Origin of the sequence: Megasphaera sp. DJF_B143, assembly GCF_900320625.1 — a bacterium.
In the GTDB taxonomy this organism is placed as follows: Bacteria; Bacillota; Negativicutes; order Veillonellales; family Megasphaeraceae; genus Megasphaera; species Megasphaera hexanoica.
The window spans coordinates 1-14325 of record NZ_ONTA01000118.1; the positions used below are offsets into that span (position 1 = coordinate 1).

Sequence of the window (14325 nt, forward strand, 5' to 3'; positions counted from 1 at the left end):
GAATTGCAGAAGCTCTTCTACGCTGTCATTTTTCCAGTATATGCGTTTTAGTTCTTTATCTGACAGCGCTTCTTTGGTCATGGCTTTTGCCAGACGGATAAAACCGACCTGTCGTTCATCATATTCGAAATGGCACCCGTCTACATCAAAGACATACTTGCCTCTTTCTCCGTCATGGAAGGGCCTCAGTTCCAGACTATCGTCTTCAGGAGAGCAGAAAATAGGATATATTTTTTCTTCTTTCTGCTTATTTACCTTTTTTAGGACATCTTCATAGGAAAGTCCATCTGCTGAACCGGCTACTGGTGTTCCGCAGTACGGGCAGAATCTGGATCCGTCAGGGACCGGTTTTCCGCAATTTGTACAAAACATAGTTATCATTCTCCTTTACCATGCAAATGCTCTTTTGTTTTATTTTACTACGGCTGCAGGAAAGAAAAAAGAGGGTCTGGTTTGGAGCAGTCTTTATTTCTTAGAAATGGAAAGTGACGCCGGCGCCAACACCGTGTTCGTTATCGCCGTCTTCAGGCATGTAATTATGGTAATTGACGTTCAGTCCCCATCCCAGGGCGATGTTATAATTGATGCCGGCCTGGGCTTCAGAGAAATGGGAGCCTTTGACATATGTGGCATAGGGCTGGATTCCCAGAATATGGGGTGCAGCGACGCCGATGCCGCCGTAAAAGGAAGCCGAATCGGACTGGTGGTCGATGTTGTTGCGCCAGCCGCCGAGAAGCTGGACATTCGAGCCGATAACATTATATTTGGCGTAAATGTCGTTCTGATTGCCGTACTGGTCGCGGTCGGCCCGTTTGTAACCGATGGTCGTCCGCGGCAGGACTTTGGCTTCGGCATATTGTTCTTTTGTGCCGGCGCCGATGCTGATGCCCGCTTCCGGTACGACCGGCAGGGCAAAAGCCTGGGGCAGGGCAAGAGCCGTGAAGGCTATCGCGGTTATCGTCAGTTTTTTTAACATATATATTTCTCCTTTACGTGATTTCATAGTAATTCCAGACCGACAGGGCAGTGGTCGCTGCCGGTGATATCTGTATAAATAGAGGCTTTTTTCAACTTGTTGTCGAGACTTTTCGAGGTGATGAAGTAGTCGATGCGCCATCCGGCGTTGTTCTGGCGGGCCTTGAAGCGGTAGCTCCACCACGAATAGATACCCGTTACATCGGGATAAAAGTAGCGCCACGTGTCGGTAAAGCCGGCAGCCAGCAGATCGGTCATCTTCTGCCGTTCCTGGTCGGAGAAGCCGGCGTTGTTGTGGTTGGTCTTGGGATTTTTCAGGTCGATTTCTTCGTGGGCAACGTTCAGGTCACCGCAGAGGATGACTGGCTTTTTCTCATTGAGTCCGGCCAGGTAGGCCCGGAAATCGTCTTCCCACTTCATGCGGTAATCGAGGCGGGCCAGTTCGCTCTGGCTGTTGGGGGTATAGCAGGTGACGAAGTAGAACGTGTCGAATTCGAGGGTGATGAGCCGCCCTTCATGGTCGTGTTCGTCCATGCCCATGCCGTAGTGGACCGACAGGGGATGGAGGCGGCTGAAGACGGCCGTACCGCTGTAGCCCTTGCGGTCGGCGTAATTCCAGTACTGTTCATACCCGGGCAGGTCCATGTCTATCTGGCCGGCCTGCAGCTTCGTTTCCTGCAGGGCGAAGATATCGGCGTCGAGCTGGTAGAATACATCCATAAATCCTTTTTTCATGACGGCGCGCAGGCCGTTTACATTCCAGGAAATACATTTCATGTGATTTTGTCCTTTCTTTGCAATGAAGCTATAATATTTGTGCATTCTTTGTTATAATAAAAATATACAGTAAACAATAGAATATTATCTATTTATATGACGTTATTGTATAGAAATTTATAGGGATTGTCAAAATTAAGGAATCAGGTGATTGGTATGGCAGTACATGAATTAGCAGGTACGAAAGTCAGAAAAGAAGATTACATCGATTTGAAGGCAATTGCTGATGCCTACGCCCACATTATTCCGGATGTAGCAAATCCGGAATGCCAGGTGCGGTTTGGGACATCCGGTCACCGGGGGCAGGCCGGAAACGGCAGCTTCACGGCTGCTCATGTTGCCGCTATTACCCAGGCGGTATGCAATCTGCGGAAGACCTTTGGTGCCGATGGACCGCTGTTTGTCGGGGAAGATACGCATTATCTTTCTAAGCTTGCCTTTGAAACGGTACTGGGTGTACTGGCAGCCAATGATGTAGCTGCTTATATCGACAGTGAAGACGATTTTGTGCCGACGCCGTCTGTTTCCCGTGCTATTTTACGGTATAACAAAGGGCGCCGGGACCATCTGGCAGACGGCCTCATTATTACGCCATCCCACAATCCTCCGGAACACGGCGGCATCAAATACAATCCCACGAGCGGCGGACCGGCGCCTTCGGATATTACGAAAGCCATCGAAACGGAAGCCAACCGCCTGCTGGCAGGGAAGAACTGCGAAGTACGGCAGATTCCCTATGAACAGGCACGGGAAAGTTCCCTGGTGACGGGCTATGATTACAAAGGCCTGTACGTATCGGAATTATCATCTATCATTGATTTTGAAGCAATCAAAGGTGCCCATCTTCATATTCTTGTCAACGCACTGGGCGGGTCCGGGATGAATTACTGGCATGCTATTGCTGAACAGTATAGCCTTGATATGGATTTCGTCAACGATACGTATGATCCCCAGTTTACCTTCATGAATTACGACCATGACGGCAAGGTCCGCATGGACTGCTCTTCAGCCTATGTCATGTCATCCGTGACAAAGCAGAGCGGGGACTATGATCTCATCTTGGCCAACGATCCCGATTACGACCGTTTTGGCATTGTTTCCGGCAGTCAGGGGATGATTACGGCCAATGCCTATCTGACCGTAGCGTCCCACTATCTCATGACTCACCGTCAGTTTGACGGACTGGGGATTGCCAAGACTGTAGTGACGACAGACCTTCTGGCCCGTTCGGCTGCCTCCCTGGGCGTGCCGCTCTATGAAGTCCCCGTAGGATTTAAGTATTTTGGTTCCCTCTACAGTGATGGGAAGATTGCCTTTTCCGGTGAAGAAAGTGCCGGTGGTTCCTTTATCGCCAAAGACCGCAGCCTGTGGACGACCGACAAGGACGGCATGATCATGTGCCTCCTGGCAGCAGAAATCAGGGCCGTGACGGGTAAGCTGCCCCTTGCCTATTATGATGAGTTATGCCAGAAGCTGGGCCGGCCGTATGCCATGCGCAGTGATGCGCCGGCAACGCTTGCCGAAAAGGCCAAGATCAGCAGTCTCACCGAAGCCGATGTAGCCGAAAAGACGCTCTGCGGCAGTCCAATTACCGCCGTATTATCACATTCCCCCTATGGAAATTATGCCATAGGCGGCGTCAAAATCTGCAGTCCCGATGGCTGGATTGCGGCACGGCCATCCGGTACGGAAGACATGTACAAACTGTACGCCGAAAGTTTCGTATCTGAAGACCATGCGCGGAACCTGTTGGACGAAGGACGGGCGCTTATCAGCCGGGCATTAAAAAAATAATCAATAGTAATTTATCGCAGATTTATGCTATAATAGGGAAGAATGATCAAGAGGGGCATTCTATCTTGTCTCCGCATATAGAAAAGGAGTGGGCATCAGAATGAAAGTTGTCATTACAGTAGTCGGTGTAGACCGCACCGGCATCATTGCCGCTGTCAGCCAGATTATGGCAGAACATCAGGTAAATATTCTCACTATCAATCAGGTAATCCTCGACGGTATTTTCAATATGGCCATGATTGTAGATATGGATCAGGCGTCGGTGGATCTGGGTACGCTGCAGCAGCTGCTGAAGGAAAAAGGCGATACCCTGGGGGTAGAAATCCGGGCGCAGAATATGGAAATCTTTAACGCGATGCACCGTGTAGGATAGGAGGAAGAGAGAATGCTGACTATCCATGACGTGTTAGAAACAAATCAGATGATTCAGAAGCATAACCTGGACGTCCGCACCATTACGATGGGCATTAGTCTCCTCGACTGCTGCAGCAGTGACGGCAGGACGCTCTGCAAAAATATTTATGATAAAGTGACCCGCTATGGGGAACATCTGGTACAGACCGGGGAAGATATTGCCAGAGAATTTGGCGTGCCCATCATCAACAAGCGTGTTTCCGTTACTCCCATCGCTCTGGTAGCCGGATGCAGTGATCTCGATAATTACGTCGAAATCGCCCGTACCCTGGATAAAGCGGCCAAGACGATCGGCATCGATTTTATCGGCGGATTCTCCGCTCTGGTAGAACGTGGCTATGCTGAAGGAGATAAGAAGCTCATCGCTTCTATCCCGGAAGCACTGGCCTGCACCAATCTTGTCTGCAGTTCTGTTGCCGTTGGCTCGACTAAGGCCGGCATTAATATGGATGCCGTCGCTGAAATGGGCCGGGTATTCAAGGAACTGGGGGAACTGACCAAAGATCAGGATGCTCTGGGCTGTGCCAAATTAGTCGTCTTTTCCAATGCCGTAGAAGATAATCCGTTCATGGCTGGCGCCTTTCATGGTGTTACCCAGGGTGACAGCTGTGTCAGCGTCGGCGTCAGCGGCCCTGGCGTCGTCAAACGGGCTTTGGAAAACGTCAAGGGCGAGCCTTTCGATGTCGTAGCGGAAACCATCAAGAAGACGGCATTCAAGATTACCCGTGTCGGTCAACTCGTAGCTCAGGAAGCATCGCGCCGGCTCCACGTTCCTTTTGGTATCATCGACCTGTCACTGGCACCGACGCCGGCCGTTGGTGATAGTGTGGCGGCAATCCTGGAAGAAATGGGACTGGAAAGCTGTGGTGCCTGTGGTACGACGGCAGCTCTGGCTCTCCTCAACGACGCCGTCAAGAAAGGCGGTCTTATGGCATCAAGCCGTGTCGGTGGCCTGTCGGGTGCATTCATTCCTGTCAGTGAAGATAAAGGCATGCTGGAAGCCGTAGGCCGGGGCAGCCTGAGTTTGGAAAAACTGGAAGCCATGACCTGTGTATGCTCCGTCGGTCTGGATATGATTGCCATTCCCGGCAGCACGACGGCTTCTACTATTTCGGCACTCATTGCCGATGAAGCTGCCATCGGTATGATTAACAACAAGACGACGGCCGTCCGTGTCATCCCTGTACCGGGCAAAGATGTGGGCGATACGGTCGAATTCGGCGGACTTTTAGGTCATTGTCCTATTATTGATATTAATAAATATAAGTCTGATGCGTTTATTGCCCGTGGCGGCCGCATTCCGGCCCCGATGCGCAGCCTGACGAACTGACGGGCGGCATCGAGAATCCCTTTGAAAGTAGGCGTGTGTTGTGCTTGTATATTTTGTACCCTTTTTTATAGCATTGATTGTAGCGTATGCCCTGACGCCAAGCGTCAAGAAACTGGCTATCAAAGTGGGTGCTGTTGACAGACCCAATGCGAGGAAAGTTCATACTCATGTCATTCCCCGTCTGGGCGGTCTGGCTATTTATATCGGTTTTCTGGCCGGCGTCCTGTATTCCATGCCCATGAATCATGAAATGCTGGGATTATTGCTGGGATGTACGGCCATCGTCTGTGTCGGTATCTGGGATGATATCTGCAACATTCCGGCAAAAGTCAAACTGGTCGGACAGATTTTGTCGGCGGCGATTCCCGTCGTCTTTGGCATCCAGATTGAATGGCTGACCAATCCGTTTGGCGATTTAATCATCCTGCCGGAAGTCGTTGCCATTCCCCTGACCATATTCTGGATCATTGGTTTTACTAATACAGTCAACCTCATCGACGGCCTTGACGGCCTGGCTGCCGGCGTGTCCTTTATTGCGTCCATTTCGATGTTTCTCATGGCTGTCAGTATGAACCAGTACCTGCCGGCTATGATTATTATTTCTATGGCCGGGGCAGCTCTGGGGTTTTTGCAGTATAATTTCAATCCTGCCAAGATTTTTATGGGAGATACGGGTAGTATGCTCCTGGGGTATACCATGGCTGTAACGGCCGTGCTGGGACTGGTGAAGACGGCTGCGACGATTGCCCTGGTCGTACCGGTCATCGCCCTGGGCCTGCCTATCCTGGATACACTGTTTGCCATCATCCGCCGCAAGATGAGCGGCGTGCCTATTTTCACACCGGACAAGGGTCATCTCCATCACCGTCTGCTGGCACTGGGGATGTCCCAGAAGCAGGCCGTGCTCATCATGTACTGTGTCAGTATCGTATTGGGAATTGTGGCTATTTTTGTAGCTAATGTCAATTACAAAACCGGTATCTTGACCGTGGCAGTGGTTCTGGCGGTGATTATATATTCAGCAAAACGAATAGGAATACTGCATAAAACGACAAATTCTACTCATAAAGATTGATTTATGAGTAGAATTTGTTTAGTTCAAGGAGGTTTTTATATGCTTAAGGTAATGACTGTATTCGGAACGCGTCCGGAGGCCATCAAAATGGCGCCGGTTGTCCTGGAACTCAAAAAACATCCGGATCAGATTCAGACGGTCGTGGCCGTTACAGCCCAGCACCGGCAGATGCTGGATCAGGTACTGGATTTGTTCCAGATCCGTCCGGATTACGATCTGGATATTATGAGTCAGGGACAGACACTGTATGATATAACGACTCGTTCCCTGCAAGGGCTGAAGTCCGTTATGGAAGTGGAAAAACCGGATCTGGTTTTGGTACATGGTGACACGACGACGACTTTTGCCGGAGCACTGGCTGCGTATTATCAGCAGATTCCCGTAGGTCATGTCGAAGCCGGTCTGCGTACAGGCAATATTTATTCACCATTTCCGGAAGAAATGAACCGTAAGCTCACCGGAGCCATTGCGGCCATTCATTTTTCACCGACCATGACCGCCCGGGGTAATCTGCTGCGGGAAGGAATCGACAAAGATGCCATTTTTGTTACCGGCAATACAGTCATTGACGCCCTCATGACAACCGTCGATGAAGGATATGATTTTGAAGACGAAGAATTACAGTCGGTTGATTTCCAGAATCACCGCATTATTCTTCTTACGACGCATCGCCGTGAAAATCTTGGCGAACCCATGCGGCATATTTATAAAGCACTACGCCAGATCATTGAAGAAATCCCTGATACGGAAATCGTCTTCCCCGTTCACCGTAATCCGCTGGTGCGCAAGGTCGTAGAAGAAGAACTGTCCGGCGTAGATCGTATCCATCTCATCGAGCCGATGGAATACGAACCCTTTGCCAATCTGATGCATCACAGCTGTCTCGTACTGACCGATTCCGGCGGTATCCAGGAAGAAGCGCCGTCTTTGGGCAAGCCTGTCCTGGTCCTGCGCAATACGACAGAACGGCCGGAAGCAGTGGAAGCCGGTACGGTCCGCCTCATTGGAACTGACAGGGACCGCGTCTATGAAGAAACGAAACGGCTCCTTACGGATAAAGCGGCCTATGATGCCATGAGTAATGCTGTTAATCCCTACGGGGACGGACAAGCGTCGCGCCGCATTGTACAGGCTATCCTGTATACCTTTGGAAATAGTACTGAAAAACCAAATGAATTTACATTGTAACTTTACATACTTTTGCAGTAATTTTTATAAAACAGATTTTTTTTTAGTTTTATGACTAATATCTAAAAATTTATTGATTTTATGTAAGCCCCGTGATACAATAACTGTATTGCGGGACACGAATCCTATGCATGAAATATTGTAATACAATGTATGCCGGGGTAAAGACTATGCAGAAAAAAGGCGAAAAGGAACCGGTGCGACTCCGGGATATCCTGGTCAGTGCCGCGTCTATGGGGCTGACACTCTGCGTCAGCCTGTGCATCGGCATTGCCTGCGGGTACTGGGTGGATACACAGCTGGGAACGATTCCCTGGGGGCTGCTCCTGGGAGGTATTCTCGGCGCAGTCAGTGGCTTCTGGTCTATTTTAAAAAAAGCCGTGCGCTTTATGAATGATCATCCGTCCCGTTAGAAAGAGAATAGGGCAGAGGACTCTTATGGAAGAATTTACGCGATATGTAAAAGTGACACTGCTCAGACTGCTGAGCCTGGCTCTAATGGTTACAGGACTGCTCCTTCTTTTGGGAAAAGCAGAATACCTCAGTGGCTGGCTGATCGGCTGTGCCATCAATGGCGTGTACTTTCTCATGTTGTGCAGCCGCTCTTTCCGGGCCATGAAGATGGACCCTGCTAAGGCATTCACCGTTCTCCGCAGTGGCGCGCTGATGCGCATACTTACCATCGTTCTGATACTTATTGTGGTGCTGCAGTTTCCCTCTGTCCGCATATGGGCAGTCGTTGCGGGCATCCTGACGTATCGGGTTCTCATATACTTCGAAGCGGCGTATCACGCCTGTATCCGAAGACATCTTTAAGGAAAGGAGGCGCTTATCATGGAGCTGCATACGGGTCATCATTTGATTTATCAACTGTTTGGCATGAATGTCAATATGGATACGCTGTACATGACCTGGCTCACGGCGGCTATCGTCATCATTATTACGCTGGCTGCGACGCGGGGCCGGTCACTGGTTCCTTCCGGTATCCAGAATGCAGTTGAAATTGTCGTTGAGGCACTCCTGGCACAGTTTAAGGAAACACTGGGCCCGAAGTGGGGACAGGTCGTATCAGTCCTTCTGACTATGTTCCTGTTTATCCTCGTCGGCAATGAATTAGGGCTGCTGCCCAGTCCGCACATCCTGACGTCGCCGACGAATGATCTCAATACGACGCTGGGCCTGGCCCTGGTATCATCTTTTATGGTACATTTTGTTGCTCTGCGCAACCAAGGTCTGAAAAAGCACGTCAAACATTATTTTCAACCGTTCGCTGTATTTTTTGTCATCAACCTGCTGGAAGAATTTACAAAGCCTATTACGCTGGCCTTCCGTCTATTTGGCAATATCCTTGCCGGGGAAATCCTGATGGAAGTGCTGTACAAACTGGTTCCCGTCGGGGTGCCTATCATCTGGTTGATATTTAGTCTGGTCATCGGCCTGATTCAGGCCTTTATCTTCACTATACTGACCACATCGTATCTGGCAGATTCCCTTAGAGAAGAGTAAGTGAAGACAAGTAACTCATACATCAAGGAGGATTATAATTATGGAATTAGTATTAGCATTATCCGCAATGGGCGCAGCTATTGGTATTGGTCTGGCAGCAATGGGTGCTGCTATCGGTGATGGTCACGCTGCATCGAAGATGCTCGAAGGTCTGGCACGTCAGCCGGAAATGGGTGGCAAGCTTCTGGTCAACTTCCTGATTTCTGTAGGTCTGATCGAATCTATGCCTATCATTGCAGCTGTTATCGCTATCGTGCTCGTATTTGCCAACCCTCTGGCAGGCTAAACTGTACCGGCACAGTTCGGTAAAAGGAGGAGAAAGTTTTGGTAGATATTAATTTTACACTGGTAATCCAGTTCATCAACTTCTTTGTCCTCGTCGCTATTTTAGCCAAGTTTGCATACAAGCCCATTTTAAAAGTGCTTGAAGACCGCAAGAACAAGATTGCTTCTGACCTTAGCAGTGCCGAAGAAGCCCGGCTTTCAGCGGAAAAACTGAAAGCCGATTATGAAGCACAGTTGCAGAAAGCCCATGCGGAAGCCCAGGCCATTGTGGACAAGGCTGTAAAACAAGCCGACAAGGAAGCGCAGGCTCAGCTCGATGCTATCCGTTCCCAGATTGCACGGGAAAAGGAAATCGCTCAGGCTGAAATTGCCAATGAACGGGAAGCAGCTATTCGCGAAATGAGAAATGAAGTAGTGACGCTGTCTATGGCTGTGGCAGAAAAACTGCTGAAAAAGAACATGGATACGGATATGAATCAAAAACTGGTAGCAGAATGCCTGAAGCAGTTTGACGGGCAGCATCCGGCAGGTAAGAAATCATGATTCCTGAAGCCGTGTACAGCAAATACAGCCAGGCTATGTTTGACATAGCAAAGGAACAGCACAAGATGGACGTGTACGGTGATGAACTGAAAGCCGTCCGCGATACGATGCAGCTAAATCCGGAGCTGAAAAAGTTCATCCATCATCCGCTGGTTCCGCCCCAGTCGAAGAAAGAAACACTCCACGCTATTTTTGCTGATGACGTGTCCCCTGTTGTCCTGCAGTTTCTCTACGTCATGATAGACCGGCGCAGGGAAGCGGCCATCATCGCAGCTATCGACGGGTTTATCGATTTGGCCCGTGCGGCTCAGAATATCGAAGTTGCGAAGATCCGCCTCGTAAAACCGCTGTCAGCAGAAGAGGAAAAACAATTGGTCGCATCTCTGGAAAAGATGACTGGCAAACATATCGAACCGCTGTATTATATGGATCCTTCCATTATCGGCGGTATGATTGTCCAGATAGGCGACCGGCTAATAGACGGCAGCCTGAAGCGGCAGCTTACAGATATGCAGCATTCCCTGCTTCAGTCTGACGTAATGAATGAGGTGACGGACGAAAAATGAAAATGAAGCCAGAAGAAATAACGGCTATAATCAAAAAACAAATCGAAGACTACAACGTCGAAATGAACGTCGATGACGTAGGCACCGTCCTGGAAGTCGGGGACGGCATAGCGCATATATACGGTTTGGATAAGTGCATGTCCGGGGAACTCCTGGAATTGCCTCATAAGGTGTATGGCCTGGCCATGAACCTGGAAGAAGACAACGTAGGTGCCGTTCTTCTCGGGGATGACGAACTCATTAAAGAAGGCGATACGGTACGCCGGACGGGCAAGGTTATGAGTGTTCCTGTCGGTGATGCCATGATAGGCCGCGTCGTCAATCCCCTGGGAGCTCCTATTGATGGCAAGGGCGCCATCAAGGCGACGGAATACCGCCGCGTCGAAGTCGTTGCTCATGGTATTGCTGAACGTCAGCCGGTCAAGCAGCCGCTCCAGACAGGGTTGAAAGCAATCGACTCTATGGTTCCTATCGGACGGGGCCAGCGTGAACTGATCATCGGTGACCGCGGTACCGGTAAGACGGCCATTGCCATCGATACGATCATCAATCAGAAAGATACAGGCGTCATCTGTGTCTATGTCGCCATCGGACAGAAAGCTTCTACTGTTGCCCGCGTTGTACGGACATTGGAAGAACACGGAGCCATGGCATATACTATCGTCGTTGCCGCTACGGCTTCTGACGGCTCGCCGCTTCAGTACCTGGCACCGTATTCCGGCGTATCCATGGCTGAATACTTCATGCATCAGGGCAAGGACTGCCTCTGTGTATATGATGATTTGTCCAAGCATGCCCAGGCGTATCGAGCCATGAGTCTGCTGCTCCGTCGTCCGCCAGGACGTGAAGCTTATCCGGGCGATGTATTTTACTTACATTCCCGTCTGCTCGAACGAGCTGCCAAATTGTCTGATGAACTGGGGGGCGGTTCCATTACAGCCCTGCCAATCATTGAAACACTGGCAGGCGACTTATCCGCTTATATCCCGACCAACGTCATTTCGATCACCGACGGCCAGATTTTCCTGGAAACGGAATTATTCAACTCCGGTGTACGGCCTGCTATCAACGTCGGCCTCTCCGTATCCCGTGTCGGCGGGTCTGCTCAGATCAAGGCCATGAAGAAAATTGCCGGCACACTCCGTCTGAGCCTGGCACAGTACCGCGAACTGGCAGCTTTTGCCCAGTTTGGATCGGACCTCGATAAGAGCACCAAAGCCCAGATTGACGCCGGTGAACGGACGATGCAGATGCTGATCCAGCCACAGTACCAGCCGATGCCCGTCGAAGACCAGGTCATTCAGATTTATGCAGCCGTCAAAGGATATCTCATGCCTGTAGAAGTAGAAGATGTGCAGGCATTTGAAGACCAGCTCATCAAATTCATGCATGCCAACTATCCCGAAGTCGGTGCAGATATCAAAAAGACAAAAGAACTCGGTGCAGATAATGAAGAAGTTCTCAAAAAGGCAATTGTGGAATTTACCAAGCAGTTCGGTACGAGCCATAAGCTGATTAAAGAGGAGGAATAGTCTATGCCGAGTGCACGCGAAATAAACCGTCGGATTAAATCCGTAACGAATACGCAGCAGATTACAAAGGCTATGAAGATGGTATCCTCCGTTCGTCTGCGCCGTGCACAGGAACGCGCTCTGGCAACTGCTCCTTTTACTGAAAAAATGGAAGGGATGCTGCAGCGTCTGTCGGCAGCTATACCGGGAGAAAATAATCCGTTATTCATCCAGCGTGATGTAAAGCGTACGTGCTACATCATCATCGGCTCCGATAAAGGCCTGGCAGGAGCTTTCAATTCCAACATCAATAAGGAAATGGTAAGTCTCCTGAAAAACAAGCCCCGCTCTGCGTCATATCTCATCGTGACGGGACGCAAGCCAGTGGATTATCTGAAGCATCTTCGCATCACGCCCGATTATAAACGGACGGGCTTTTCTGACAAGCCGAATTTCGGCCATGCCCAGAATCTGGCACGGAAAGCGACGGAAGAGTTCCTCGCCGGTAACGTTGATGAAGTGTACCTGGTGTATACGAAGTTCAAGTCTGCCCTGTCACAGGTCGTGACACAGACGAAGCTGCTGCCCATCGAACCTTCCGTATCGGAAAAAAGCGGTCCTTCGGAAGAATACCTCTTTGCCCCCGATGCTGGTCAGGTTTTATCGACTCTGCTGCCGCAGTATATCGATATGGTCATTTATAATGGCCTCCTGCAGTCTGCAGCCAGCGAACTGGGAGCACGTATGACGGCCATGACCGGTGCGACCGATAATGCCGGTGAATTGATTGAAAAACTGACCGTTCATTATAATAAAGTCCGTCAGGCCGGTATTACCAACGAACTGACGGAAATCGTCAGCGGTGCCAATGCACTGCAGTAAGGACGAAGGAAAATCTAAATAAGGAGGAGAGCCTCTTCATGAGCAATACAATTGGGAAAGTAATTCAGGTCATCGGCCCTGTCGTTGACGTCCGCTTTGCGAGCGAAGAAGAACTGCCGGCTATATATAACGCCATCCATATTACCGGCGGTACGGGCGATCAGGCGATTGACCTGGTAGCAGAAGTCATGCAGCATCTGGGCGACGATGTTGTCCGCTGTGTAGCCATGAGCTCCACAGATGGTCTGGTGCGTGGCATGAAAGCAGAAAATACAGGCGGCCCGATCAAGGTACCTGTCGGAGAAGGCGTGCTGGGCCGGATTTTCAATGTCCTGGGCCAGACAGTCGATAAAGTAGATAAGAAGGTTGAAGCTGACGATTACTGGCCTATCCACCGTCCGGTACCAAAATTTGAAGACCAGGCTACGGGTACGGAAATTTTTGAAACAGGGATCAAAGTCGTTGACCTCATCTGCCCCTATGCCAAAGGCGGCAAAATTGGCCTCTTCGGCGGTGCCGGCGTCGGCAAGACCGTCCTCATCATGGAACTGATCCACAATGTAGCTACCGGCCACGGCGGCTATTCCGTATTCACCGGCGTTGGTGAACGGACTCGTGAAGGCAACGACTTGTGGAATGAAATGAAGGAATCGGGCGTCATCGATAAGACGGCGCTGGTATACGGCCAGATGAATGAACCGCCAGGAGCCCGTATGCGTGTTGGCCTGACGGGACTTACGATGGCGGAATATTTCCGCGATAAGGAACACAAAGATGTACTGCTCTTTATTGATAACATTTTCCGTTTCATCCAGGCCGGTTCGGAAGTATCGGCTCTGTTAGGCCGGATTCCTTCGGCTGTTGGCTATCAGCCGACACTGGCAACCGATGTCGGTGCCCTGCAGGAACGGATTACATCGACGAAGAACGGATCTATTACGTCTGTACAGGCCGTATACGTTCCTGCCGATGATTTGACAGACCCGGCTCCGGCAGCTACTTTTGCCCATCTGGATGCGACGACCGTCCTGTCCCGCCAGATTGCCGAACTCGGTATTTATCCTGCCGTGGATCCCCTGGATTCGACATCCCGTATCCTCGACCCCCACGTATTAGGGGAAGACCATTACAATACGGCCCGTGCCGTACAGGCTATCCTGCAGAAATACAACGACCTGCAGGACATCATCGCTATCCTGGGTATCGACGAACTGTCAGAAGAAGATAAGCTGACCGTAGCCCGTGCCCGTAAGATCCAGCGTTTCCTGAGCCAGCCTTTTGCCGTTGCCGAACAGTTTACAGGACAGCCGGGCCGGTATGTTCCGCTGAAGGAAACAATTGAAGGGTTCAAGGAAATCCTGTCGGGCAAATGCGATGATATGCCGGAACAGGCCTTCTATATGGTCGGTAACATCGAAGAAGCATATGAAAAAGCCAAAACTCTGAAAGGAGAATAAGGCATGGCAGAAACAGGCAAAA

17 protein-coding genes are annotated in these 14325 nt (G+C 50.3%); 14 read left to right on the forward strand and 3 right to left on the reverse strand.

Annotated elements, in window-relative coordinates:
- From DBO31_RS03470 to DBO31_RS03480, 3 genes are all read right to left on the reverse strand, one after another.
- Positions 1 to 372, reverse strand: a 372-nt coding sequence (locus DBO31_RS03470) for a zinc ribbon domain-containing protein (RefSeq protein ID WP_159897745.1), incomplete at its 3' end; no start/stop codon positions are given.
- A 100-nt stretch (positions 373 to 472) separates the two neighbouring features.
- Positions 473 to 976, reverse strand: a complete 504-nt coding sequence (locus DBO31_RS03475; RefSeq protein WP_150824453.1) for a hypothetical protein — start codon at positions 974 to 976, stop codon at positions 473 to 475.
- A gap of 23 nt (positions 977 to 999) precedes the next feature.
- Positions 1000 to 1752: an exodeoxyribonuclease III gene (locus tag DBO31_RS03480; RefSeq protein WP_075582243.1), complete on the reverse strand. Its 753-nt coding sequence runs from the start codon at positions 1750 to 1752 to the stop codon at positions 1000 to 1002.
- 156 nt (positions 1753 to 1908) lie between these two features.
- Between DBO31_RS03480 and DBO31_RS03485 the strand changes: the two genes are divergently transcribed.
- The 14 genes from DBO31_RS03485 (at position 1909) to atpD (ending at position 14303) form a co-directional block, all read left to right on the forward strand.
- Positions 1909 to 3546, forward strand: a complete 1638-nt coding sequence (locus DBO31_RS03485) for a phosphoglucomutase (RefSeq protein WP_150824454.1) — start codon at positions 1909 to 1911, stop codon at positions 3544 to 3546.
- 100 nt (positions 3547 to 3646) lie between these two features.
- Entirely contained in the window at positions 3647 to 3919 is a 273-nt protein-coding gene (locus tag DBO31_RS03490) for an ACT domain-containing protein (protein WP_059077223.1), read from the forward strand.
- 12 nt (positions 3920 to 3931) lie between these two features.
- Complete coding sequence (locus tag DBO31_RS03495) at positions 3932 to 5290, forward strand: PFL family protein (RefSeq protein ID WP_150824455.1); 1359 nt, start codon at positions 3932 to 3934, stop codon at positions 5288 to 5290.
- 40 nt (positions 5291 to 5330) lie between these two features.
- Positions 5331 to 6365, forward strand: a complete 1035-nt coding sequence (locus tag DBO31_RS03500) for a glycosyltransferase family 4 protein (RefSeq protein WP_059077225.1) — start codon at positions 5331 to 5333, stop codon at positions 6363 to 6365.
- Between the two features lie 39 nt (positions 6366 to 6404).
- Positions 6405 to 7553, forward strand: a complete 1149-nt coding sequence (gene wecB, locus DBO31_RS03505; RefSeq protein WP_059077226.1) for a non-hydrolyzing UDP-N-acetylglucosamine 2-epimerase — start codon at positions 6405 to 6407, stop codon at positions 7551 to 7553.
- A gap of 170 nt (positions 7554 to 7723) precedes the next feature.
- The gene (locus DBO31_RS03510; protein WP_059077267.1) at positions 7724 to 7966 is read left to right on the forward strand and encodes an AtpZ/AtpI family protein; all 243 of its coding nucleotides are present in this window, start codon (positions 7724 to 7726) and stop codon (positions 7964 to 7966) included.
- A 25-nt stretch (positions 7967 to 7991) separates the two neighbouring features.
- Positions 7992 to 8369, forward strand: a complete 378-nt coding sequence (locus DBO31_RS03515) for an ATP synthase subunit I (RefSeq protein ID WP_150824456.1) — start codon at positions 7992 to 7994, stop codon at positions 8367 to 8369.
- An 18-nt stretch (positions 8370 to 8387) separates the two neighbouring features.
- The gene (gene atpB / locus DBO31_RS03520; RefSeq protein WP_075582246.1) at positions 8388 to 9059 is read left to right on the forward strand and encodes a F0F1 ATP synthase subunit A; all 672 of its coding nucleotides are present in this window, start codon (positions 8388 to 8390) and stop codon (positions 9057 to 9059) included.
- A gap of 40 nt (positions 9060 to 9099) precedes the next feature.
- A complete protein-coding gene (gene atpE, locus DBO31_RS03525) occupies positions 9100 to 9345 on the forward strand; it encodes a F0F1 ATP synthase subunit C (protein WP_059077229.1) in 246 nt (81 codons plus the stop codon).
- Positions 9346 to 9383: 38 nt separating this feature from the next.
- Positions 9384 to 9887, forward strand: coding sequence for a F0F1 ATP synthase subunit B (gene atpF, locus DBO31_RS03530; protein ID WP_059077230.1), 504 nt, complete (start codon positions 9384 to 9386; stop codon positions 9885 to 9887).
- The gene (locus DBO31_RS03535) at positions 9884 to 10453 is read left to right on the forward strand and encodes a F0F1 ATP synthase subunit delta (RefSeq protein ID WP_075582248.1); all 570 of its coding nucleotides are present in this window, start codon (positions 9884 to 9886) and stop codon (positions 10451 to 10453) included. The genes atpF and DBO31_RS03535 overlap by 4 nt, the downstream gene beginning before the upstream one ends.
- The gene (gene atpA / locus DBO31_RS03540) at positions 10450 to 11985 is read left to right on the forward strand and encodes a F0F1 ATP synthase subunit alpha (RefSeq protein WP_150824457.1); all 1536 of its coding nucleotides are present in this window, start codon (positions 10450 to 10452) and stop codon (positions 11983 to 11985) included. The genes DBO31_RS03535 and atpA overlap by 4 nt, the downstream gene beginning before the upstream one ends.
- A gap of 3 nt (positions 11986 to 11988) precedes the next feature.
- Positions 11989 to 12846 (forward strand): ATP synthase F1 subunit gamma, encoded by an 858-nt coding sequence (gene atpG, locus DBO31_RS03545; protein ID WP_059077233.1) that lies wholly within the window; start codon positions 11989 to 11991, stop codon positions 12844 to 12846.
- A 38-nt stretch (positions 12847 to 12884) separates the two neighbouring features.
- The gene (gene atpD, locus DBO31_RS03550; protein ID WP_150824458.1) at positions 12885 to 14303 is read left to right on the forward strand and encodes a F0F1 ATP synthase subunit beta; all 1419 of its coding nucleotides are present in this window, start codon (positions 12885 to 12887) and stop codon (positions 14301 to 14303) included.
- Positions 14304 to 14325: the final 22 nt, after the last annotated feature.